The organism is Maribacter sp. 6B07 (assembly GCF_002700155.1).
GTDB classification, from domain to species: Bacteria; Bacteroidota; Bacteroidia; order Flavobacteriales; family Flavobacteriaceae; genus Maribacter; species Maribacter dokdonensis.
In genome coordinates this window covers 460,975-483,768 of sequence record NZ_PDUT01000001.1, presented here as the reverse complement: position 1 = coordinate 483,768, position 22,794 = coordinate 460,975, and the positions used below count along the sequence as shown (strand labels likewise).

Annotated in this window: 17 protein-coding genes; 10 read left to right on the top strand and 7 right to left on the bottom strand. The window is 37.6% G+C overall.

What is annotated here, in order from left to right:
- Positions 1–2 precede the first annotated feature (2 nt).
- Genes CSC80_RS02010 through CSC80_RS01995 form a run of 4 tightly spaced genes read right to left on the bottom strand, consistent with a single transcriptional unit; the run spans position 3 to position 4,140 of the window.
- On the bottom strand, positions 3–2,630 hold the full coding sequence (locus tag CSC80_RS02010) for a glucosidase (RefSeq protein ID WP_099189429.1): 2,628 nt from the start codon (positions 2,628–2,630) through the stop codon (positions 3–5).
- An 18-nt stretch (positions 2,631–2,648) separates the two neighbouring features.
- Positions 2,649–2,954, bottom strand: a complete 306-nt coding sequence (locus tag CSC80_RS02005) for an antibiotic biosynthesis monooxygenase (RefSeq protein ID WP_099189427.1) — start codon at positions 2,952–2,954, stop codon at positions 2,649–2,651.
- 5 nt (positions 2,955–2,959) lie between these two features.
- A complete protein-coding gene (locus CSC80_RS02000) occupies positions 2,960–3,442 on the bottom strand; it encodes an SRPBCC family protein (RefSeq protein WP_099189425.1) in 483 nt (160 codons plus the stop codon).
- Positions 3,443–3,456: 14 nt separating this feature from the next.
- Positions 3,457–4,140: an ATP-binding cassette domain-containing protein gene (locus tag CSC80_RS01995; RefSeq protein ID WP_058103679.1), complete on the bottom strand. Its 684-nt coding sequence runs from the start codon at positions 4,138–4,140 to the stop codon at positions 3,457–3,459.
- 155 nt (positions 4,141–4,295) lie between these two features.
- Here CSC80_RS01995 and CSC80_RS01990 point away from each other — a divergent pair, with 155 nt between their 5' ends.
- The 4 genes from CSC80_RS01990 to CSC80_RS01975 all read left to right on the top strand — a co-directional run bounded on the left by CSC80_RS01990 (position 4,296) and on the right by CSC80_RS01975 (position 12,505).
- The gene (locus CSC80_RS01990; protein ID WP_099189423.1) at positions 4,296–7,313 is read left to right on the top strand and encodes a tetratricopeptide repeat protein; all 3,018 of its coding nucleotides are present in this window, start codon (positions 4,296–4,298) and stop codon (positions 7,311–7,313) included.
- Between the two features lie 31 nt (positions 7,314–7,344).
- Positions 7,345–9,099, top strand: a complete 1,755-nt coding sequence (locus CSC80_RS01985; RefSeq protein ID WP_099189421.1) for a TonB-dependent receptor — start codon at positions 7,345–7,347, stop codon at positions 9,097–9,099.
- A 154-nt stretch (positions 9,100–9,253) separates the two neighbouring features.
- Positions 9,254–11,266 carry a hypothetical protein gene (locus CSC80_RS01980; RefSeq protein WP_099189419.1) on the top strand — a complete coding sequence of 671 codons (2,013 nt, stop codon included), beginning with the start codon at positions 9,254–9,256 and terminating at the stop codon, positions 11,264–11,266.
- A gap of 186 nt (positions 11,267–11,452) precedes the next feature.
- Positions 11,453–12,505, top strand: coding sequence for an OmpA family protein (locus CSC80_RS01975; RefSeq protein WP_180268570.1), 1,053 nt, complete (start codon positions 11,453–11,455; stop codon positions 12,503–12,505).
- On the opposite strand, the gene CSC80_RS01970 is transcribed toward CSC80_RS01975, so the two are convergent.
- Positions 12,502–13,284, bottom strand: a complete 783-nt coding sequence (locus tag CSC80_RS01970; RefSeq protein WP_099189415.1) for an NIPSNAP family protein — start codon at positions 13,282–13,284, stop codon at positions 12,502–12,504. The two genes, CSC80_RS01975 and CSC80_RS01970, sit on opposite strands and share 4 nt — an antisense overlap.
- 53 nt (positions 13,285–13,337) lie before the next feature.
- Here CSC80_RS01970 and CSC80_RS01965 point away from each other — a divergent pair, with 53 nt between their 5' ends.
- From CSC80_RS01965 to CSC80_RS01945, 5 genes are all read left to right on the top strand, one after another.
- A complete protein-coding gene (locus CSC80_RS01965) occupies positions 13,338–14,672 on the top strand; it encodes an MFS transporter (protein WP_236973305.1) in 1,335 nt (444 codons plus the stop codon).
- A gap of 78 nt (positions 14,673–14,750) precedes the next feature.
- Positions 14,751–15,509, top strand: a complete 759-nt coding sequence (locus tag CSC80_RS01960; protein ID WP_058103672.1) for an NYN domain-containing protein — start codon at positions 14,751–14,753, stop codon at positions 15,507–15,509.
- A gap of 76 nt (positions 15,510–15,585) precedes the next feature.
- Positions 15,586–17,403, top strand: coding sequence for a DUF885 domain-containing protein (locus CSC80_RS01955; RefSeq protein ID WP_099189411.1), 1,818 nt, complete (start codon positions 15,586–15,588; stop codon positions 17,401–17,403).
- A 78-nt stretch (positions 17,404–17,481) separates the two neighbouring features.
- Positions 17,482–17,910: a hypothetical protein gene (locus CSC80_RS01950; RefSeq protein ID WP_099189408.1), complete on the top strand. Its 429-nt coding sequence runs from the start codon at positions 17,482–17,484 to the stop codon at positions 17,908–17,910.
- A gap of 116 nt (positions 17,911–18,026) precedes the next feature.
- Positions 18,027–19,634, top strand: coding sequence for an amidohydrolase (locus tag CSC80_RS01945; protein WP_099191376.1), 1,608 nt, complete (start codon positions 18,027–18,029; stop codon positions 19,632–19,634).
- A gap of 65 nt (positions 19,635–19,699) precedes the next feature.
- Here the strand turns inward: CSC80_RS01945 and CSC80_RS01940 are convergent, their stop codons facing one another.
- Positions 19,700–20,239 (bottom strand): DUF2911 domain-containing protein, encoded by a 540-nt coding sequence (locus CSC80_RS01940; protein ID WP_058103669.1) that lies wholly within the window; start codon positions 20,237–20,239, stop codon positions 19,700–19,702.
- Between the two features lie 247 nt (positions 20,240–20,486).
- Here CSC80_RS01940 and asnB point away from each other — a divergent pair, with 247 nt between their 5' ends.
- On the top strand, positions 20,487–22,160 hold the full coding sequence (gene asnB / locus CSC80_RS01935) for an asparagine synthase B (protein ID WP_099189406.1): 1,674 nt from the start codon (positions 20,487–20,489) through the stop codon (positions 22,158–22,160).
- An 87-nt stretch (positions 22,161–22,247) separates the two neighbouring features.
- On the opposite strand, the gene CSC80_RS01930 is transcribed toward asnB, so the two are convergent.
- The gene (locus CSC80_RS01930; protein ID WP_058103667.1) at positions 22,248–22,433 is read right to left on the bottom strand and encodes a CsbD family protein; all 186 of its coding nucleotides are present in this window, start codon (positions 22,431–22,433) and stop codon (positions 22,248–22,250) included.
- Positions 22,434–22,794: the final 361 nt, after the last annotated feature.

The following is a 22,794-nucleotide window of genomic DNA, read 5'->3' as shown; positions in this document are numbered from 1 at the left end:
CATTATTCTTCCAATTCCTCAATAAGGTTGGCAACTAAGGCTGTCCAACCTGTTTGATGCGATGCTCCCAGACCACGACCGTTTTCTCCGTGAAAATATTCGTAGAATAATATCAAGTCCTTAAAATGAGGGTCTTGGTAGTATTTTTCGTAGTTCTTGTTAATTGCCCTATTACCTTTTTCATCTTTCTCGAACATGTGGATCAGGCGTTTGCTCAACTCATCGCTCACTTGTTTAAGGTTCAGGAGTTTGTTGCTCCCGGTTGGGTATTCAAAAAGGAAGTCATTACCGTCATACCATTGGTATTCTCGTAGTGCTTGAATGAACAGATAGTTCATGGGCATCCAAATAGGTCCGCGCCAGTTAGAATTTCCACCGAACAAGGGCACGGTAGATTCCGCCGGCTCATAATCAATGGAATATTCTATGCCGTCAATATGAATTTGATAGGCTTTCTCATGTACTTTAGATAATGATCGTATACCATATTCACTTAAAAATTCTTTCTCATCTAAAAGTGCAGTGACCAGTTTTTGCATTCTATCCTTAGGTACCAATGAAAGCAGTAGGTCGCCATCTGCTTCGTATTGCTGTATTACCTCATATTTTAAGTTTTCTGCACGGTATTTTTTAAACCAAAGAACACTGGCTTTAAACTTTGGAAATTTATCCAACACACTTTTTTTAATGGTAAGTACTGCCGCTAGGGACAACATACCTGCAATAGAGCGTACTTTAATGGTGGTAGATTGCCCATTGGGCAAGATCAACCTATCATAGAAGAAACCTTCTACATCATCCCAAACATTAGCCTTATCGGTATCCATTTTGTTTAGGGCTTCTGCTATGAATACAAAATGCCCAAAATATTTTGTCGCCATGTCTTCATAGGTATCGTCATGTTCCGCAATACGAAGACTTATTTCTAGCATGTTTAAACTATATAGGGCCATCCAAGCGGTACCGTCAACTTGATCCAAGAATCCACCGCCGGGCACACCATGGCTACGATCAAAGACCCCAATGTTATCCAAGCCCAAAAATCCGCCTTGAAAGACATTATTGTCATTTCTGTCTTGACGATTTACCCACCAGTTGAAGTTCAACGAAAGTTTGTTGAACATGCGTTTTAGGAACTTGATATCGGGTACACCTGTAATGGACTTATCGGTGCCGTAAATCTGTAATGTTGCCCATGCCTGTACTGGCGGATTTACATCACTGAAATTCCATTCGTATGCGGGAATTTGCCCATTAGGTGCCATATACCATTCTTTGGTGAACAGCAATAATTGATCTTTGGCAAATTCAGGATCTATAGACGCAAAAGAGGCACAGTGAAAGGCAGAGTCCCACGCCGCGTACCACGGATATTCCCAAGCATCGGGCATAGAAAGTACATCGTGGTTTCTAAGTGTTTTCCAATTGCTATTTCTTCCGTTTTTACGCTGCTCTGGCGGTGGGGTGGTTTTGTAATCGCCTTCCAGCCATTTTTCAACCTCGTAATTGTAGTATTGCTTTGTCCATAGTAAACCGGCAAAGGCTTGTTTTAAAATCGCCTTTCGATCATCGGTTGCTTTAGGAGCTATTTCTTCATAAAATTGGGCACATTCTTCTTGTCGTGCTTTAAAAATAGCATCAAAATCTGAAAAAGGTGTATTCAAAGTTTCTTCTGTCAAACGAAGTTGAAAGGTTTTAGATTCACCGCCACCTATAATTTCTTGGTATAACGGTGCAAATTTGGTCCCGGAGCTATTTTTGGTGGCCAATTCAAAATCATTGTTACAAACGGCATCATTAAATAAATCCTTTTTATATGGGTGGTCGTTTGTATCGCTATATACTTTTTTTCTGTTCGTTTCATTTTCGGTAAAGAACAACTGTGCCGCCTTTTGAAAATACAGATTGTAGCTGCCCACATAAGGGTGGTCTATATGCACAAAAGGATTTGTTTTGGTCCCTTTTTTAGTGATAACAGGTTTTTTGGACATTTCTTTAAATGTCCAATGATTACGCATTACCATTTGTGGTAATAGTGTTATGGGCGCTGCTTGGTTGCTTCTGTTGGTAATGGTAATTTTTATGAGGATATCGGTCTCGTCTCCCTTTGCATATTCGGTACTGACATCAAAATAGGTGTTGTCATCAAAAATACCGGTATCCAAAAGTTCATATTCCAGCTCTTTTCGATTTCGTTTTTGATTCTCGGCTATGAGTTCATTGTATGGATACGCTTTCTGGGAATACTTGTACAAGTACTTCATGTACGAGTGAGACGGTGTATTCTCTAAATAATAGTACAGCTCTTTTACATCTTCTCCATGATTACCTTGCGGACCTGTTAGCCCAAATAGGCGTTCTTTTATAATGGGATCTTTTCCGTTCCACAAACCTATGCTAAAACACATATTGCAATAGCGGTCGCTAATACCTGCAATACCATCTTCACCCCAACGAAAAGCGCGACTTCTGGCATGGTCATGCGGAAAATAGTTCCAGGCATCGCCACCGGCACTATAATCTTCACGTACCGTTCCCCATTGGCGTTCACTTAAATACGGTCCCCATTTTAACCAGTCTTTTTCTTCTTTTTGTTGTTGTGATAAGCGGATTTTTTCAGGGTTTTTCATAAGGTAATGTACTATGTTTTATTGTTCTGCAAAGATTTCAAAGTGAGTTACTTTTTCTGGAAAATCGATAAGATAGTTTTTGTCTTCAGGGTAGTATTTTGCTATTTCATAATCTTCACCGGCAAAATTTTTAATGACCTCCAAACTTTCCCAAACGGTGATGAGTTTAAAATAAGCGAATTTTTTGTCTGTATGCTTTAGAAACATAAGTTTTACAAAGCCGGTTGTCTTACTGTAATCAGGTATGGCGCGAGACTTCATAAAATCTTCGTATTCATTTAGATGATCCAATTTTGTTTTGCCTTCCCAAATTCGTGCGATCATGATACTTATTTATTGATTTCAATTAGTTGTTTCCATTTTTCCGACTCGGCAAACGCTTTAATTGTTGTATTTCGTTTTTTCAGAAAATTAGTCATGTATTTTTTTAAAAATAAACTATCAGCAATTTTACCTAAAAAACCCAAAGGAGAGGTGTAATCAAAATAGTCGGTCATCAACGTGCTGTTTTGGCGACTTTCAAATACATGTTTATGCTTAAAATTTTTAAAAGCGCCTTTCATCATTTCGTCGGTAAAATAATTGGGGTATTCAAACTCGGTAATTTTAGTGGTTAGTTTTTGACTAATACCAAAATGTTTAGCTTGCCAAGTAACCCATTCATTTAAACCAATTAGACCAGTGGTGACACCTGCAATAGCTTCTTCGTTGGTCTGTTCTGTAGAAATTTTATGTAAATCAATACTTCGGGAAATATCAAAAACAATTTCCTTACTAGCATTGATTTTAGTGGTTAGAACAATACGTGGCATATTAATAAATACGTCTACACCGCCCTTTGCACTACTTCAAAAACCTTATTGGCATCGCACTTGATAGTTTTAGAAGGGAATTTTAATATTAAGGCGTAATCATGGGTGGCCATTAGAATGGTTCTCCCGGATTTATTGATTTCCTGTAAAACCTTCATCACCTCTACACTGGTTTGTGGATCAAGGTTTCCGGTTGGCTCATCGGCAATGATCAGCTCGGGGTCGTTCAATAAGGCACGGGCAATGGCAATACGTTGTTGTTCTCCACCAGAAAGCTCATGTGGAAATTTAAAGCCCTTGGTTTTCATACCTACTTTTTCAAGTACGTTTGCTACCCTTGCATCCATCTCGGCTTTATCCGTCCACCCGGTAGCTTTCAGTACAAAGAACATGTTCTGGTTAATATTGCGGTCTGGCAATAGTTTAAAATCCTGAAAGACAATACCTAGTTTTCTGCGTAAAAATGGAATGTCCTTTTCCTTTAGCGTCTTAAGATCGAACTCCACCACATGCCCTTCGCCCTTTTGCAAAGGCAAATCGCCATATAGGGTCTTCATAAAGCTACTTTTACCGCTACCGGTCTTACCAATGAGGTAAACAAATTCACCTTTAGCGATTTTTAAACTAACTTCACTAAGTACCAAGCTCTCCTTTTGAAAGATAGCCGCATCTTTAAGTTCTAAAACAATCTCTTCCATAACGCAAATGTTGATATAAAAGTAATAAGTTCCATTAGATATTAGAGTCCCCATGTTCAAATTCTTTTCTTTTGTATGGGTATTGCACATACTTAGGTACAATTTTTGCCGTTATCACATGTGATAACGGTAATTCTAAATAGTAACAGAACACTATGCTTAAACAATTCACCGCTTTTATTCCAATGGTATTGGGTTTGGTAGCTTTGGGCACGGCCCAAGAGACAAAGATCTATACCCATGAACAGAAAGCATTTCAAGACGCGCTAGCGCTATACAACAACGAACAATATCAAGCGGCACAGACTATTTTTGATAAGGTCAAAGTGTCAACAAAAGATGAGGAGACTGCTGCCAACAGTGCCTATTATTCTGCCAACGCGGCAGTGCGCTTAAACCAGATGGGTGCCGATAGGTTGATGGAAGATTTTGTTGAAAAATATCCTACGTCCACTAAACGTAATTCTGCTTATGCCGATGTGGCGGAGTACTATTTTCAAACAGGAAAATATCCGTACGCTTTAAAATGGTACAACAAAGTAGATCAAAGTTCTCTTTCTCGTGGAGAGATGGATAAGTTCAACTTCAATTATGGGTATTCTTTATTTACGTCACGCAAAACAAAAGAGGCTGAAAAATATTTGGAGAAAGTAACGACCTCTCAGGTTTACGGTTCACAGGCAAAATATTACTTAGGTTATATTTCTTATCAGCAAGATGACTATGAAACCGCAAACCAGCGTTTTGATCAAATTACGGATCAAGATGTGTTAGAGGAAAAGTTGAGTTATTACCAGGCAGATATGAACTTTAAGCTGGGTAAGTTTGAAGAGGCTATTGCATTGGCAAAAAAGCAATTGCCAAAATCTGACCGACGTGAAGTATCTGAACTGAACAAAATCATTGGGGAAAGTTACTTTAACCTAAAGCAGTACGAAAACGCCATACCTTACCTTACGGAGTATAATGGTAAAGGCGGTAAATGGAGTAATACCGATTATTACTATTTGGGCTATGCCTATTATAAAGGTGGTGATTATGCGAATGCCATTGCCCAATTCAACAAAATTATTGGAGGTACCAATAGCGTTGCACAAAATGCATACTACCATTTGGCAGAATGTTATTTAAAGTTGGATAAAAAGCAGGAAGCTCTGAACGCTTTCCGTAATGCATCTCAAATGGATTACAGTGCGGAAATTCAAAAAGATGCATTCTTAAATTATGCACGTTTAAGTTATGAAGTGGGTAATGCCTATGAGCCGGTACCGCAAGTAATTACCAATTATTTAAAAACCTATCCTAAAGATGAGCATCAAGAAGAGATGCAGACCTTATTGGTAGATTCATACATTACCTCAAAGAACTTTGAAGGTGCCATGCAATTGTTGGAGGAGAATAAAAACTACGCCAGTAAATCGGTATACCAAAAAGTAGCTTATTATAGAGGTATTGAGCTTTTTATGGAAGGCGATTATAATGCGGCTTCAGAGAATTTTTCCAAATCATTGGGCAGTGCGGAAGACATGTTGTTCAAGGCCCGTGCCGATTATTGGAAAGCGGAGTCCGATTATTTGTCCAACCGTTTTGATGATGCGGTAAAAGGGTATACGGCATTTAAGAACAACCCGTCTGCACAGAGTACGGCAATGTATACCGATGTTGATTATAATTTGGCATACGGATATTTTAAGCAGAAAAATTATAATGAGGCCATTACCTATTTCAACGCATTTACGTCTAATGGTAATGCCGATGTAGAAAAATTAAATGATGGTTACCTACGTTTGGGCGATAGTTATTATGCGACCAGTAAATACTGGCCTGCCATAGAAACATACAATAAAGCTTTGGCTTTAACAGGACCTGAAAAAGATTATGCCTTCTATCAAAAAGCAATGAGCTATGGTTACGTGGACAGAGGTGCTAGCAAAATTGAAAACCTTGAAGAATTTGTAAGCAAATTTCCTAGATCAAGCTTTAGGGACGATGCTTTGTTTGAACTGGGTAATACGTATGTAGCCCAAGGCCAAGAGAGTAAAGGTCTAGAGGCCTATGATCGCTTGATCAGTGAATATAGGGCCAGTTCATTGGTGCCACAGGCATTAATGAGACAAGGTTTGGTCAATTATAACGCCAGCAGAAATGAGGCTGCATTGGCTAAATTTAAAACCGTGGTTAGAGATTTCCCAAAAACGCAAGAGGCTATACAGGCGGTTGCTACGGCAAAATTGGTCTATGTGGATATGGGGCAGGTAAACGAGTATGCCGAGTGGGTACGCGGATTGGATTTTGTAGAGGTAACCGATGCCGAATTGGATAATGCTACTTTTGACGCTGCCCAAAAACAGAACTTGGAGGGTAATGTTGATGCCGCTATTAAAGGGTATAAGAATTACATTCAGCAGTTCCCAACAGGTTTACATGCCGTAGATGCCAACTTCAGTTTAGCTCAATTATATTTTGGAAAAGGAGATAAGGAAGCTGCTTTACAGTATTACAAATATGTGGCGGATAGAAGCACGAGCGAGTATGCAGAACAGGCATTAACACGTGTATGCGAGGTCTATATCTCTAAAGACGATTACCAGATTGCATTGCCATATTTGTTAAAATTGGAGAGTCAGGCGAATATTCAGCAGAACAGAACTTTTGCACGTTCCAATTTAATGAAAGGGTATTACAAGCAAAAGAACTATCCAAAGACATTGGAATACGCGGATAAGGTATTGTCTACTCCAAGTATTGACGACAGAATAAAGAGCGATGCGCATATTATGATCGCCAGATCGGCCATTGCTACAAATGATGAGGCAAAGGCTAAAGCGGCCTATGCAGAAGTTTTAAAAATAGCTTCTGGTGCCACTGCTGCAGAAGCATTGTATTATGATGCTTATTTTGAGCATAAAGACGGTGCTTACGAAAATTCAAACGTAGCGGTTCAAAAATTGGCTAAAGATTATGCGGCGTACAAAGAATGGGGTGGTAAAGGTTTGGTGTTAATGGCTAAAAACTATTATGCCTTAAACGATGCCTACCAAGCAACCTATATTTTAGAGAGCGTAATAACCAACTTTACGCAATACCCGGAAATTGTTGCCGAGGCTAGAGCGGAATTGACCATTATAAAGTCAAAAGAGGCCAAGAGCAATTCATCTGTAGATCCTAATTAAAAGATTCACGTACACCAGTAAAAGAACACCTATGTACAACAAACATATATTTACGCTTATATTTTTAACGCTTGGCTTTCAAGTTACCTTTGCTCAAGAAGAGGAAGAGAAAGATTTGGGTACAGAAACCGTAACGGTGACCAAAGCCTACACGCCAACCGTTTCAGATGCTTTTAAAATTAAATCGGTACCAAATATGAACGATTCTATCGTTCTTCAGAAAAAACCGATCAATTACAGCATATTTTCTGTTCCGGTAGCATCTACGTTTACGCCTTCTAAAGGAACGGCATCTAAAGTAGAAAAATTACCTCCTCCGGTATTATATAATTCATATGCTTCATTGGGCGCCGGATTGTATGGTAATGTTCTGGGCGAGTTTTATACGAGTAGAACTATAAATAGAGATGAGAATTTTGATATTGGTTTCAACCATTTGTCTTCTCGTGGTGGAATCAACGGTGTAGAGCTTAACGATACCTTTTATGATACCAGGTTAGATGCATCGTATGCAAAAAGAGATAGGGATTTAGATTGGGGTGCGGCCATTGGGTTGCAACATCAACTGTATAATTGGTACGGTATTGAACCCGGTGTGTTCAGTGAAACGGTTATTAATAGTATTGATGAACGTCAAAATTATTACATGGGCGAAGTAAGTGGTCACATAAACGTGGAAGATGCTTATTTTAAAAGGGCCGATTTAAAGTATAGAAGATTTTTTGATGCCGTAAGTTCCGGTGAAAACAGGGCAATTTTCAATACCGGATTTGAGTTTCCAATGAACGAAGAAACCTTTAATGCTAAAGTAAAGTTGGATTATGTTGGTGGTACATTTGAAAGTGCCAGTGTTAGTAGTGCTGACAATGATAATGGTATTTCTTATGGCAATTTGCAAGTAGGTATAAATCCGACTTTGACCATGTTGCGTGATGATCTTTCCTTGAATTTGGGAGTAAATTTGGTCTACGGAATGGACTTGGAGAATAGTGAAAGTAATTTCTATATCTATCCGGCTGTAACGGCTTCGTATAGGTTGTTAGATGAAACCGTAATCGCTTATGGTGGGGTAACAGGGGAGTTAAAACAAAACTCGTATTATGATTTTGTAGAAGGTAACCCTTTTGTTTCGCCAACGTTGACCATTGCGCCAACAGATAGCCAGTACAATGCTTATGTAGGTTTTAAAGGGCAATTGTTACCTAATTTAAGCTATAATGTTAAAGGGTCATATACCGCCGAGAACAATACACCTTTATATACTTTAAATCCGAGAAACGATTTTAGGTCAGATGATAAAGGATATTACTATGGTAATTCATTTGGTTTGTTTTATGATGATATAAAGACCTTGGGTATTTTTGGGGAGTTGAATGTAGATGTTAACCGTAATTTTACCGCAGGTGCAAATGTTGAGATCTATGATTATAATACAGAAACGGGCAACCCGGCATGGAACCTTCCAAATTTACAGGCTTCTTTGTTTATGGATTATCAAATAGGTGAAAAATGGTATGCTGGTGTTAACTTGTTCTATGTTGGTGAGCGTGAAGATTTTTCATCCACGGTAGTACAAAATGCACAACCAAGTGAATTTCCCGCAACCCTTATTACTTTAGATGGGTATTTTGATGCCAACGCCCATGTTGGATATCGTTATACAGATCAATGGTCGTTCTTTATAAAGGGAGCCAACCTTTCAAATAACGATTATCAACGTTGGTGTAACTTTCAGGTACAAGGAATTCAAATTTTAGGAGGCGCAACCTATAAGTTCGACTTTTAACAACAATTCATTTATAAATGACAACGCCTAAGTGTCGGATGCTTCTGATACTTAGGCGTTTTTGGTTTTAGTATATTTTTAACACATTAAAACAAACCTCAAATAGTTCACTTCGTAAGTATGGGCAATTCAACTATTAAACCCAATATAAATTATGAAGAAATCTATTTTTTATTTAGCAATACTTATAGGTGCCCTTTTCATTGCTTCTTGCAGTGATGATGATGACGCCATCGTAGATATGAATCCAGATGCCACCTGTGATGATGGTGTAATGAACGGTGATGAAACCGGTATTGATTGTGGTGGTTCTATGTGCGAACCTTGTGGAGACGGAATGACCGTTTTAGGACGTAGAACTGATCTTTTTGTTACCAATAACGAAAACGGAAACATATCAAGATATAGCGTTACCGGAGATTCTTTGGTTACATATATGACCACAACTACGGCTGCAGAGGGTATTTATTATGATGCTACGGCCGATATGGTCTATCAGGCATCTAGAAGCGACTTACAATTAGAAGCATTTGCGGACATTAATACATTAATTGATGGTGATGCCATAACTTCTTCCTTTTCAGGAGCGGCAGATTTGGAAAGCCCAAGAGAATTAGCGGTAAACGGAAGTTCTTTTGTAGTGGCCGATAATGGGTCTAACAAATTCTTTGTATATGAAAATACAGGCAGCGGATTTACACTGATGAATACCGTTGAAGTACCGTTCCCGGTTTGGGGCATTACTTTTAAAGGTGATGATTTATACGCTGTTGTTGATACTACGGGCGACTTGGCAGTTTATTATGATTTTCTTTCTAACGCCAACTCGGCTATTTTAAGATCTTCTAAAAGAGTTACTATTGAAGGTATTGTAAGAACACACGGTATTACTTATGATGGTACGGACGATGTTATGGTATTGACCGATATTGGTGATGCTACAGATGCAAACACAGATGGTGGTTTTCATGTAATTTCAGAATTCTCATCAAAATTCGATGCATTATCAGATGGTGAATTATTACCCATAGGAATGCAGGTAAGAGTAGCGGGTTCATCAACTTTAATGGGTAACCCTATTGATGTTGCCTACGACTCTGAAACCGAAGCAGTATATGTTTCTGAAATAGGAAATGGAAAAGTATTAGGATTTACTTCTATAGGTTCTGGTGGCGATGTGTCTCCGTCTTTCAACAAAGATTTGGCAATGGCTTCATCTATTTATTTCAGTAGTGATGAAACAGATGGTAACACAGGAGATTCTAGTGACGCTAGGGCAACAAGATTATATGCTACGAGTACTGCCAATGGTGATGTCAGTATTTATGACGGTTCTGGTATGCTAACTAAAACTGTTGCCACAGGTTCTGATGCTACAGAAGGTATTTATTATGATGCTTTTAATGATGCTATAATACAGGCTTCAAGATCTGGCTTGGCGTTGGAGTTTTATGGTAGTTTTTCTGCTGTAACCGATCTTGCAAATATTGCTGCGGATTTTTCAGGTAGTGCGGAGTTGGCCAGCCCTAGGGAAATTGCTGTCTTTGGTAATAAGGTGGTAGTGTCAAGTAATTCGGAAAATAAGTTCTACGTATATGAATATAACGGTTCTAGTTTTAGTTTGATGAATACTTTTGATGCCGGTTTTAACACTTGGGGAATTACTTTTATGGGCAATAGCTTATTGGCTGTAGTAGATAACACAAGTGATTTAGCGGTGTATGACAATTTCTTGACCGCTTTTTCCGCTGATGGTGCTATTACACCAACTAAAAGAATTACGGTTGAAGGTATTGTAAGAACACACGGTATAGATTATAGCGAAGCTGATGATGTGTTGGTGATGACGGATATAGGAGATGCTGCAGATGCCAATACAGATGGTGGTTTTCAAGTAACCCAAGATTTTGCCGCTAAATTGGCAGCAATAAATGACGGCGGTTCATTGGCCTTGTCCGAGCAAACAAGAGTTGCCGGTTCTTTAACCGAAATGGGTAACCCAATAGATGTAGCTTACGACCACAAAACAAAAACAGTGTTCATTGCAGAGATAGGTAACGGTAAGGTACTTTCCTTCTCAGATGCTTTAAATGCTAGTGGTAATGTTGCACCAGCAGTTAGTAATGATCTTGCTTCTGCTGCATCAATTTACTTATACAACAATTAAAGGTTAAAGTAAGGTTTGGTTTTTATTGTTAGTAAGGCCCTTCTTTGAGATGAGAAGGGCTTTTTTTATGCGTAAAATTTGGCAAAACGGCCATATTTTATCTTTTCTGTATTTTAGGGAAACTATTTAATGCGCATGTTAACTATAAGACCATATCTAAATCTTCTGCTTTTGCTTGCGCTGTGCATGCCATTTTTTTTAGCGAGTCAGAATTTGGTATTGAATCCTAGTTTTGAAAACTATAAGCAATGCCCCGTTGCATTGGGCAATTTGGAAAAAGATGTGATACATTGGAAAATGCCCACTAAAGGGACTACGGATTATTTCAATGGTTGTAGTGTAGCCATGGGTACTCCAAAGAATTTTAATGGTAAACAACCTGCAGATTTCGGCGAAGGCTATGTCGGATTTTATATGTACGCCCCCAATGACTATCGTGAGTATATTGAAGCGCAATTAAGCGCTACGTTGGTAAAGGGCGAACGCTACACAATTTCTTTTTATGTTAGCCTGGCGGAACGATCAGACTTTGCGGTCAAGGAATTTGGTATCCGTTTTACCGAGCTTCCTGTTGAAGTTGCTACGAGCAAGGTTTTGTCTGGCTTACATTATGCCCAACTAAAAGGAGAGAAATCCAAAGAGCTAGTAATATCCTATTCCAAATACTATTCCGATGAAATTAAGTGGGTGAAATTGACCACCACCTATGAAGCCAACGGAACCGAAAATTTTATGGTCATCGGTAATTTTAAAAACAATAGGCGCACACAGAAATATCAGACCAAAAGGGAAATAACAAAAGGTTCTTACTATTATTTAGATATGGTCTCTGTATATAATGTGAACTCAAAACTGTTAAGCGACGATATTCGATTAAAAGAATACGAGTTAGACAGTATTCATGTTTTTAAAGATGTGTATTTCAATTCTAACAAAGCCAAGATTAGAGGAGACCATCAACTGGAAATGGAACTATTGCTTTCTTACTTGAAGAAAAATTCTACTGTTCATATTGAAATACGTGGACATACGGATGATATTGGCTCTGATAGTTTTAATCAAAAATTGTCAGTAAGACGTGCAAGCGAAATCGTTGGCTATTTGACTGAAAACGGAATAGGCATAAATAGGATATCCTCCATAGGTTTGGGTAGTTCATTACCAATAGCCACCAATAAAACGGAAGCCGGTAGATTTCTCAACCGGCGTGTAGAATTTGTACTTCGTAATCCTAATTAATAATCTGAATATTCTGTTGGGTACAATAGGTGAATATCTGCGTGACTAACAGTGTTTTGGTATTTGTCTAACACAGAAATTTCCTTCCATTTATCAGACGATCCAAAATCTTTCCAAAGAGCATCTCTTTCTTTCATATTGTTAAATGTTGTCATATACATGAGATTGGGCATCTTATCTCCAGAAATGACATCGGCATAAAAAACCGCATTAAAACCTAAACTTTCAAAAAGTTTCACTTCGCCGCCCTCGTTGAACATATCTACTTTTCTACGGTAGATGGCTTCTGTTGGTCCTTCGTAACTTCTAAGTTCATATACTCGGTTTGCTCGTGGACCATCTACCGTGCTGGGTTTCATTTTTGGCATATCGGAAAATGCACGTAACAACACTGAGCTGATGCGTTCATAAGGTTTGTTGTCGTGCGCGGCATTAATGTATGCATCACCCGCGGATAAATGGGTTTTATCTACCGCTAGCATAGCTTCTAATTTATTGAACTCCGCTAAGGATTGAAACGGAATTAATACGTAGATTTTATTGCTTATTGTAAACTTGCCGGGTATTACCTTAAAGACACCAATATTGTTGATTCCCATTCTTTTTAACGCTGGTAGGTAGGCATTTTTTAGGTAATGGTCTACCATATTTTCTTGAGTATCGTTCTTTATGGTATATGTTTTTAGTTGGTAATATTCCTGTTCTTGTGCAAAACTTGTAAATGAGCCGCAAGTGATAAAAAACAATAAAATAATTGATAGCGTAAACCTATACTTCATGAAATTTGAATTTGAATTAAAACAACAAGTTAATGATAAAATGAACGATTACGATGCTGTACTTTTGTACCAGTATAGTTTCTATGGCCAATATTTTTCAAAAACCGCTTATTGATCCAGCCAAGAGCCCTGTGTTTTATGGCTACGTTATTCTTTTCATAGGTACTATTGGGATTTATTGTAGTATACCCGGGCAAACTATTGGTGTCTCTGTCTTTACCGATCCCGTGAAAGATGCCTTGGGGCTTAGCCGTAATCAATTTAGTAATGCCTATATGATAGGTACCATTGTCAGTTCCTTGGTCATTGGTAGGGCAGGTGTTTGGTTTGATACCTATGGGGCGCGTTATGTAGCTTTCTTTGCAGCCATAACTTTGGGTGTTACTTTATTCTTGTGCTCTTGGTCTGCAATAATGAGTTCTTATATAAAAGATTTGTTATCGGTAGATACTTGGATGGTGCCCTTTGTATTAATGACCGTTTTGTTCTTTATGCTTCGTTTTGCGGGTCAAGGGGTTTTGACCATGGCATCTAGAAATGTAATTATGATATGGTTCGATAAAAACAGGGGTAAAGTCAACTCATTTAGTAGTGTGGCACTTTCCTTTGGGTTTTCTTCTTCGCCCTTGTGGGTAAATGCGCTTATTGAAGGTTATGGATGGGAAAGAACTTGGCAATTTTTAGCTATTGGGCTTTTACTGTTCAGCATATTTATTTACACTTTCTATAAAATATCTCCTGAGAAGCATGGTCTATTGCCAGATGGTGCAAAGTCACTTTCAACCGAAGACGAAGAACTAAAAGTAGTTACAAAGCAGTTTACCCTTTCCGAAGCTAAAAAGGAAAGGGCTTTTTGGATGTACGGACTTACACTTGCCTTCAACAGTTTTTTTATTACGGGACTTACCTTTCATGTGGTGTCTATTTTTACACATGAAGGTTTTGCCAAGGAAGATGCCATTTCTATTTTCTTGCCAGGATCTGTAGTAGCGGTTACCGTTTCTACTATATTCAATTTTTTAAGTGATTATCTACCATTGAAATTGTATTTGTATCTAATGTTATTGGGTGGTTTTCTGGCTTCTTTAGGGTTTTTATTGTTGTCTACAGTTGCTGGCGTACCTATGTTAATTGCCGGTTTTGGTATCCTGGGAGGATTCTTTGCCGTTTTGAATGCCGTAGCTTGGCCAAGGTTTTTTGGGAGGGCACATTTGGGGAGTATAACCGGTAAAATAATGAGTTTTTTAATACTGGCAAGTGCCTTGGCGCCTAGTATATTTAGCCTTTGTCTATCAACCTTTGGATCTTATGAAATGGTTGGTTATTTGGGTTTGGCATTCTTGCTCTTTCTGGTTATTGGATCCTTGAAAGCCAATAATCCGCAGTAAAAAAATCATTTTTAACTTTATCGGTCAACATATTGTGGTTCAAGTAGAAATCAATCTATCTTTACAAAAACACTACAAATGGATTTGAATTTAGCGGTACTGATAGATGGGGATAATATACCTTCTGCCTATGTAAAAGAAATGATGGAAGAAATTGCCAAATATGGCAACCCTACCATAAAACGTATTTATGGCGATTGGACCAATCCGCGTTTGGGAAAATGGAAAAACGTACTGTTGGAGAATGCCATAACACCTATTCAACAATATGGGTATACCCAAGGTAAGAATGCAACCGATTCTGCCATGATTATCGATGCTATGGATATTTTATATTCTGGTAAGGTAAACGGATTTTGTATTGTAAGTAGTGATAGTGATTTTACAAGACTGGCAACAAGATTGCGAGAAGCAGGCATGCAGGTTTTTGGAATTGGCGAACGCAAAACACCCAATCCATTTATTGTGGCTTGCGATAAGTTCATCTATATTGAAATTCTTAAAAGTAGAAGCGAAGAAGAAGCTGCGGATAACAATAAGACACCCACGGAAAAAAATACCGTTGATAAAATTACCCCAAAGGCATTACGCTTTATTGCCACCACTATTGACGATGTAGCCGATGATGACGGATGGGCTTTTTTAGGTGATGTTGGTAGTTTGCTTCAGAAAAAGCAACCCAATTTTGATTCTCGTAATTATGGATTTCAAAAATTGACGCCTTTGATCAATTCCATCCCACATTTTGAAATTGAAAGACGTGAAGACTCTAAAGGGCGTAAAAAATTGATTTACGTAAAAATTAAGGAAAAGGTTTCTTCAAAGGCAAAAAAGTAAAACAAAACTGTATTTCATTACTATTGTTTTAAAACGATCATATTAGTTTGTATTTTTCAGTATAAATTAAAATGCTATGTATCGTAAGCTGTGGTTTTTGGCTGTTGTTATTATTTTTGGGTCATGTAAAGAATCCTCAAAAAAAGAGCAAGTAAATTTAGCAAGACCAATTGCTGAGGTGTTTGCTGAATTTTATGAATTCAAAAAAGGAATTAATCCTATAGAGGCTACCAAAGCTGGTTATTATGAGTATAATGACACCATAGCCAATTACATTTCAGACGACTATATTTTACATTTAAAAGACCGGTATACCTACTTCTTAGAGGAGTTAGGTAAGTATGATTCCACTCAGATCAGTACGGAAGACTACATGAGTCTACGCGTAATGCAATGGGATTGTAATGTAAAACTAGAAGGTGTCATGAATCCAATGGTTACTGTTGCTTCACCAATTTATGATCTGCCCAGTTTTGAGTTAATGCCCCTTTTTCAAATTCAATCGTTGCATTTGTACGTGGCGCAATTGGCAGGTGGTACCAGTGTTCAGCCTTTTAAAAGCATAGAAGATTATAATAACTGGCTCAGTAGATTAGAGGATTACCTTATTTTTTTAGATACGTCAATAGTAAAGATGAAGGTGGGCATGGACAAAGGTATAGTATTGCCCAAGGTATTGACATTAAAAATGTTGCCGCAAGTTCGTTCTTTTATAGATGTTCCATTAGAAGATAATTTATTCTTTAAACCCGTTTTAAATTTTCCGGATGGTATATCTGACGTAGATATGGATATTCTAAAAAGTAACTATGAAGATTTCATTCAAGAGAAGTTGACACCCAAATATGTGGAATTAAATGATTTTTTAACAAATGAATACTTGTCTAAATGTAGAACGTCTAGCGGCATGCTAGATTTGCCAAATGGTAAGGAGACGTACAAGTATTTAATTAAATTACATACGACTACGAATATGAGTGCAGATGAAATTCATGAATTGGGTTTGTCTGAAGTAGATCGTATTTCCAAAGAGATGGAAGCTGTTAAAAATGAGATTGGGTTTACGGGAGATTTAAAGTCTTTTTTCAATTCTCTTAGAAATAAGAAAGAATTAATGCCTTTTTCTAAACCAGAAGAGGTTATAGAAAATTTTAATGCCATTAATGACCGCATAGCCGTGCGTATAGATTCTTTGTTTAATTTAACCCCTAAGGCAGGTTTCAATGTACGAAGAACTGAAGCGTTTAGAGAAGCATCTGCCAGTGCCGAGTATGTGCCTGGATCAAAAGATGGTTCTAGGGCAGGTATTTTTTATGTGCCAATTCCAGATGTAAAGGCGTATAATATGGTTCATGATGAGGCATTGTTTTTACATGAGGCCATACCGGGCCACCATTTTCAACTAAGCTTACAGCAAGAGAACAATAGTCTTCCAGAGTTTTTACATCCTGAAAGTATGGGTGTGTTTGTAGAAGGTTGGGCTCTCTATGCAGAGTCGTTAGGCAAGGAATTGGGAATTTATACTGACCCTTATCAATATTTTGGTATGTTGAGTATGGAGATGCATAGAGCTATAAGATTAGTGGTAGATACCGGTATTCATGCAAAAGGTTGGAGTAAGGAGAAAGCCATACAATATTCTTTGGATAACGAGGCAGAATCTGAAGAAAGCATAATTGCTGAAATTGAACGGTATATGGCAACACCGGGGCAAGCCTTATCTTATAAAATGGGTCAATTAAAGATCAGACAATTGAGAACTAAGGCAGAAAAAGCTTTGGGAGACAATTTTAATATAAGGGATTTTCATAGTCAGATATTAAATTCTGGGAGTTTGCCTTTGGTATTATTAGAAGAGAAGATAGATAATTGGATCGCACAGCAAGAAATGTAAGGTGCTTAAAGACCACTTGATAAGTGTAATAATCAATGAGAATCAACGTTTAGAAATTATAGTTTAACACAGCCATTAATGAAGACCATTAAATTTATAGTTCAGGTGATAGCGCTTTGCGTTGTTTTGTACTCTTTTACAACTACGGAAAATTATCCGTATAAAAATTCTGTTGCAAAAGAAACGATAGCTTTGATAAGTACAGATTCTGTTTTGGGAGTTTGGAAATATACTATGACAAATGTGGATGCACCTTATGAGAAAGGTATGTTCTTTATTACCCAAAAAGGTGATTCCTATGATGTTGCCGTAAAACTTGGAACCGGTATGCTTACAGGGCAAGATGTGGTGGTTAAGGATAATGGTATTAATTTCAATGTAAATTTTGAAGGGCTAAAACGTGTGTCGTTTGTATTGGTCGTAGAGAATGATAAAATTGTAGGAGAAAGTTATTCTGCAATAGGAACCAGTGAAATTTTTGGTGTTCGTCAACTACCTGGACAATAAATATTTAAAACTTTAGGAAAAAATACTTAGTTTTCAATATTATTTGAAGCATGCATATTCATGTTTGCTTTATAATGTTGCTAACTAACTATATTATTTTGAAAAAACTACTTCCAATGCTACTTGTTATTTTAACAGGTTGCGAACTCATGAAAGAAAAAGTTGATCTTGTTATTGTAAATGCAAAGGTCTATACTGTTGATGATTCTTTCTCAGAAGCCCAAGCTTTTGCCGTTCAAGACGGTAAGTTTATTGCTGTGGGTACTACAGATGAAATTAGGGATGTGTATACCTCTGATCAGTTGATAGATGCTGATGGTAGGGCAATTACGCCTGGATTAATTGATGCACATTGCCACTTTTATGGGTTAGGACTTAATCAACAACTTGTAAATTTAGTAGGTACCAAGAGTTTTGATGAGGTATTGGAACGTGTTAAGGAGTTTCATGCAGCAAATCCTAAATCATTTTTGAGGGGTAGAGGCTGGGATCAGAATGATTGGGAGGTTAAAGAATTCCCTACTAAAGCCGAATTAGATACTATTTTTCCTGATATTCCTGTTGCATTGGAACGTGTAGACGGTCATGCTTACTTGGTGAATCAAAAAGCTTTGGACATGGCGGGTATTGATTGGAGTACCAAAGTGGAAGGTGGTGAAATTGTGAAGAAATGGGAGAATGGCTATTCTGGTATTACCGGAGTTTTGGTTGATAACCCTATGCAACTGATTGATAGTATTATGCCTTCACCAAGTTTAAATGATAAAATTAAGGCATTGAAAGATGCTGAAAGAATTAGTTTAAACCACGGTCTAACTACTGTCAACGATGCAGGTTTGGATAGAAATACCATAGAGCTTATTGATAGTTTGCAGCAGGCCGGTGAGCTATCCATAAAAATCTATGCAATGGTCAGTAATAATAAAGAAGATGTTGATTATTATATAAACAAAGGACCAATTAAAACCGACCGATTGAACGTTAGGTCTGTTAAGGTTTATGGTGATGGGGCATTGGGTTCTAGAGGCGCGGCGCTAAAAGAAGAGTATAGTGATTTGCCCAATCATTTTGGTGCTATGATAACCCCTGTAGATGAAATTGAAGCTCTGGCGGAAAAATTGGCACGGTCGGAATACCAAATGAATACCCATGCAATAGGTGATTCTGCAAACGTTGCTGTGTTGAGAGCATATAAAAAAGTGTTACAGGGCAAAGAGGATAGACGTTGGAAAATTGAGCATGCCCAAGTATTGACCGATAATGATTTTGATTTTTTTGAAAGTGGTATAATTCCATCTGTACAACCTACACATGCTACCAGTGATATGTATTGGGCGGAAGATCGTTTGGGAGACAGGGTAAAAGGGGCTTATGCTTTTAAGACCTTATTGAACAAGGCAGGTACTATAGCGTTGGGAACAGACTTTCCGGTAGAGGATGTTAGTCCGTTTTTAACCTTTTATGCAGCCGTGGCCAGACAAGATACGAGTGGATATCCAAAAGGAGGTTTTCAAATGGAAGAAGCCTTGACAAGGGAAGAGACTTTAAAAGGAATGACTATTTGGGCAGCTTATTCAAATTTTGAAGAAGAAGAGAAGGGAAGTATAGAACCTGGTAAATCTGCCGATTTTGTTATCTATGATAAAGATATGATGACCATACCATTAAATGAAATTCCCACTATAAAGGCAGAACAAACGTTTATAGATGGTATTGTTAGATAATAAAGAAGCATAAAAAACCTCGGTCTAAGACCGAGGTTTTTGTTTTAATACTGTGTACTTTAAAATTACATTGTAATTGGTACTGCAACTCTTGTCTTATCCCAGCCCATTACTAAAGATGTACCACCTTTAGCATCTTTAAATGCAATCGAGAATTCTTCTAATGATGCGCTATCAGAACCATTAGGTACTTTTACACGTGCAACATCTGCAGATTCATCATAAAAATATGAACCCCATTGGTTTAAATTCTTATTTAAAATTACGGTCCACTCTTCTTCACCAGGTATGGTGAACAATGAATAGGTACCAGCTTTGATATCTTTACCTCCAAAATTAACATCCTTGTAGAAAGTAATTTCCGGAGCTTCGTTGGCACCAGTTCTCCATACCTTTCCAGTAGGAGCCAATTCGTCCATAGAACGGCCTTTTAATTGAGGTCTACCGTAAATAATACGAACCGCTTTTTCAGAAACTTTGTAATCTGTTGGGTAAGCAGCCATATCCATAGGGCTTTTGTCAATACCAGAGAAATCTTGAGCAGATACCGAAGTGGTCATCACTACAGCTAACATTAATGTTGCGAGTGTAAATACTTTTTTCATAATAATTGTTTAGTTTTTTTCTAGGTCATAAAACTAAGCAGTTCCTTACAGTGATATTTATAAAAAGAAGTTAAATTTTGGAAAGTTACATTTCGCCATATTTAGAACGTTAATTGCTTCTAAAACCTATCATATATAATATAAAATGAATTTTATAATTACAATTTGTAAGCATATTTGAGATATATGTTTGTTAATTGAAACTATAACTAGATATTTGTATCATAATTGATATAATAATTAGATTATGTGTGGAATAGTATGTGCATTTGATGTTAAGGAAAGTACTGAAGTACTTAGACCTCAACTTTTAGAAATGTCAAAAAAGATTAGACATAGAGGTCCGGATTGGAGTGGTATCTATGCTGATGATAAAGCCATTTTAGCTCATGAGCGTTTGGCAATTGTAGATCCAGCTTCTGGAAAACAACCATTATTGAGTCCTAATGGTAAATTGATATTGGCTGCCAATGGTGAAATATATAATCATAGAGAATTACGTAAGCAGTTTGAAGGTAAGTATGATTTTAAAACGGAGTCTGACTGTGAAGTTATATTAGCGCTTTATCAAGAAAAAGGTGTTGATTTTATTGATGAAATGAACGGAATTTTTGGTTTCACAATTTATGATGCGGAAAAGGACGAATATTTTGTAGCTCGTGATCATATGGGGATTATTCCATTATACATGGGATGGGATAAAAATGGTACTTTCTATGTAGCATCAGAATTAAAGGCTTTAGAAGGTACATGTACTAAAATAGAGTTATTTCCTCCGGGGCATTATTTGCATAGTTCAGACGGTGAACTCAAGAAATGGTATTCCAGGGATTGGATGGAGTATGATGCGGTTAAGGAAAACGAAACCAGTATTAAGGAAATTAAAGAAGCCTTAGAAGCTGCCGTTCATAGACAATTAATGTCTGATGTGCCTTACGGTGTATTATTGTCTGGCGGGTTGGATTCTTCGGTAACTTCCGCAATAGCTAAGAAATATGCCCAAAAGCGTATTGAGAGTGGAGATACTGCAGATGCGTGGTATCCACAATTACATTCATTCTCGGTGGGTCTAGAGGGATCTCCAGATTTGGCTGCTGCACAAAAGGTGGCTGATCATATAGGAACCGTACACCATGAAATTAAATTTACTATACAAGAAGGTTTAGACGCTATAAAAGATGTAGTGTATAACCTGGAAACTTATGATATTACCACCATTAGAGCTTCTACGCCTATGTACTTAATGGCGCGTGTCATAAAATCTATGGGTATTAAAATGGTACTTTCCGGTGAGGGTGCAGATGAGTTGTTTGGCGGATATCTATATTTCCACAAAGCACCTAATGCACAAGAATTTCATGAAGAAACCGTACGTAAGTTAAGTAAGCTGCATATGTATGATTGCTTAAGGGCGAACAAGTCTTTGGCTTCATGGGGAATAGAAGGTAGAGTTCCTTTCTTGGATAAAGAATTTATGGATGTTGCCATGCGTATCAACCCTCAGGATAAGATGATCAACGGTGAGCGTATGGAGAAGTGGGTCGTAAGAAAGGCTTTTGAAGATATGTTGCCAGAAAGTGTTGCATGGAGACAGAAAGAACAATTTTCTGATGGAGTTGGATATAGTTGGATAGATACTTTGAAAGAAGTGGTAAACCAAGAGGTGAGCGATGAGCAATTGGCGAACGCTAAATTTAGATTTCCATTACAGACACCTACATCAAAAGAAGAATTTTATTACCGTTCCATATTTGAAGAGCATTTTCCTTCAGACGCTGCTGCGTTATGCGTACCACAAGAAGCTTCTGTAGCTTGTAGTACTCAAATTGCTCTAGAATGGGATGAAGCATTCAAGAACATGAACGATCCGTCTGGTAGAGCGGTTGCATTTGTTCATGATGATGCATACATTAAGCAATAGGGTTTGAATTAGTCATTAATACTTATTGTAAGAACCCGTCTAATTCTTTAGACGGGTTTGTTTTTTTATGAATTGTTTCATCATTGCTTAGATGTCATTGATCATCTGCTTTAGCTTTTCTTTTGATTCACCGGTTTTTTCTTGTATTCTTCCCAGTAATTCATCAGACTTACCTTCAGCATATGTTAGATCATCATCTGTAAGGTCACCATACTTTTGCTTAAGTTTCCCTTTTGCGATATTCCACTTTCCTTTAAATTGTTCTTCATTCATGATATATTGTTTTTAAGATTATACCTCTAAGTTAATGACCACATGTAAAGGAAATCTTAATAAATCCCCATTATGATCAATAACGCAAACATTGATTTTTTTACCGTTAATTTTGAGAAGTTTTGTTGACCGGGTGTATCATTTCTAAGGCATTTTGCACATTTAAGAGGTAGTTCCGGTCATTTGATATCTATAAATGAGGTCTTGGTTGTATTATTTAATGTTTTCAATACAACCTTACCTAACATTGATACTTTAGGTAGCTCTGTTTTTTAGGATGGAATCTCTAATTTTCCACAATAATTGTTGATAACTTGCCATTGCCCAATTACTAGGAAGGCTATATTTCATGGGGTATTGC

What these genes read in the sequence shown, in the direction of transcription:
- CSC80_RS02010 (WP_099189429.1), bottom strand. Translation starts at nt 2,630, where the DNA reads ATGAAAAACCCTGAAAAAATCCGCTTATCACAACAACAAAAAGAAGAA.
- CSC80_RS01995 (WP_058103679.1), bottom strand. Translation starts at nt 4,140, where the DNA reads ATGGAAGAGATTGTTTTAGAACTTAAAGATGCGGCTATCTTTCAAAAG.
- CSC80_RS01980 (WP_099189419.1), top strand. Translation starts at nt 9,254, where the DNA reads ATGAAGAAATCTATTTTTTATTTAGCAATACTTATAGGTGCCCTTTTC.
- CSC80_RS01940 (WP_058103669.1), bottom strand. Translation starts at nt 20,239, where the DNA reads ATGAAAAAAGTATTTACACTCGCAACATTAATGTTAGCTGTAGTGATG.
- CSC80_RS01950 (WP_099189408.1), top strand. Translation starts at nt 17,482, where the DNA reads ATGAAGACCATTAAATTTATAGTTCAGGTGATAGCGCTTTGCGTTGTT.
- CSC80_RS01930 (WP_058103667.1), bottom strand. Translation starts at nt 22,433, where the DNA reads ATGAATGAAGAACAATTTAAAGGAAAGTGGAATATCGCAAAAGGGAAA.
- CSC80_RS02000 (WP_099189425.1), bottom strand. Translation starts at nt 3,442, where the DNA reads ATGCCACGTATTGTTCTAACCACTAAAATCAATGCTAGTAAGGAAATT.
- CSC80_RS01960 (WP_058103672.1), top strand. Translation starts at nt 14,751, where the DNA reads ATGGATTTGAATTTAGCGGTACTGATAGATGGGGATAATATACCTTCT.
- CSC80_RS01990 (WP_099189423.1), top strand. Translation starts at nt 4,296, where the DNA reads ATGCTTAAACAATTCACCGCTTTTATTCCAATGGTATTGGGTTTGGTA.
- CSC80_RS01945 (WP_099191376.1), top strand. Translation starts at nt 18,027, where the DNA reads ATGCTACTTGTTATTTTAACAGGTTGCGAACTCATGAAAGAAAAAGTT.
- CSC80_RS02005 (WP_099189427.1), bottom strand. Translation starts at nt 2,954, where the DNA reads ATGATCGCACGAATTTGGGAAGGCAAAACAAAATTGGATCATCTAAAT.
- asnB (WP_099189406.1), top strand. Translation starts at nt 20,487, where the DNA reads ATGTGTGGAATAGTATGTGCATTTGATGTTAAGGAAAGTACTGAAGTA.
- CSC80_RS01970 (WP_099189415.1), bottom strand. Translation starts at nt 13,284, where the DNA reads ATGAAGTATAGGTTTACGCTATCAATTATTTTATTGTTTTTTATCACT.
- CSC80_RS01985 (WP_099189421.1), top strand. Translation starts at nt 7,345, where the DNA reads ATGTACAACAAACATATATTTACGCTTATATTTTTAACGCTTGGCTTT.
- CSC80_RS01975 (WP_180268570.1), top strand. Translation starts at nt 11,453, where the DNA reads ATGCCATTTTTTTTAGCGAGTCAGAATTTGGTATTGAATCCTAGTTTT.
- CSC80_RS01955 (WP_099189411.1), top strand. Translation starts at nt 15,586, where the DNA reads ATGTATCGTAAGCTGTGGTTTTTGGCTGTTGTTATTATTTTTGGGTCA.
- CSC80_RS01965 (WP_236973305.1), top strand. Translation starts at nt 13,338, where the DNA reads ATGCTGTACTTTTGTACCAGTATAGTTTCTATGGCCAATATTTTTCAA.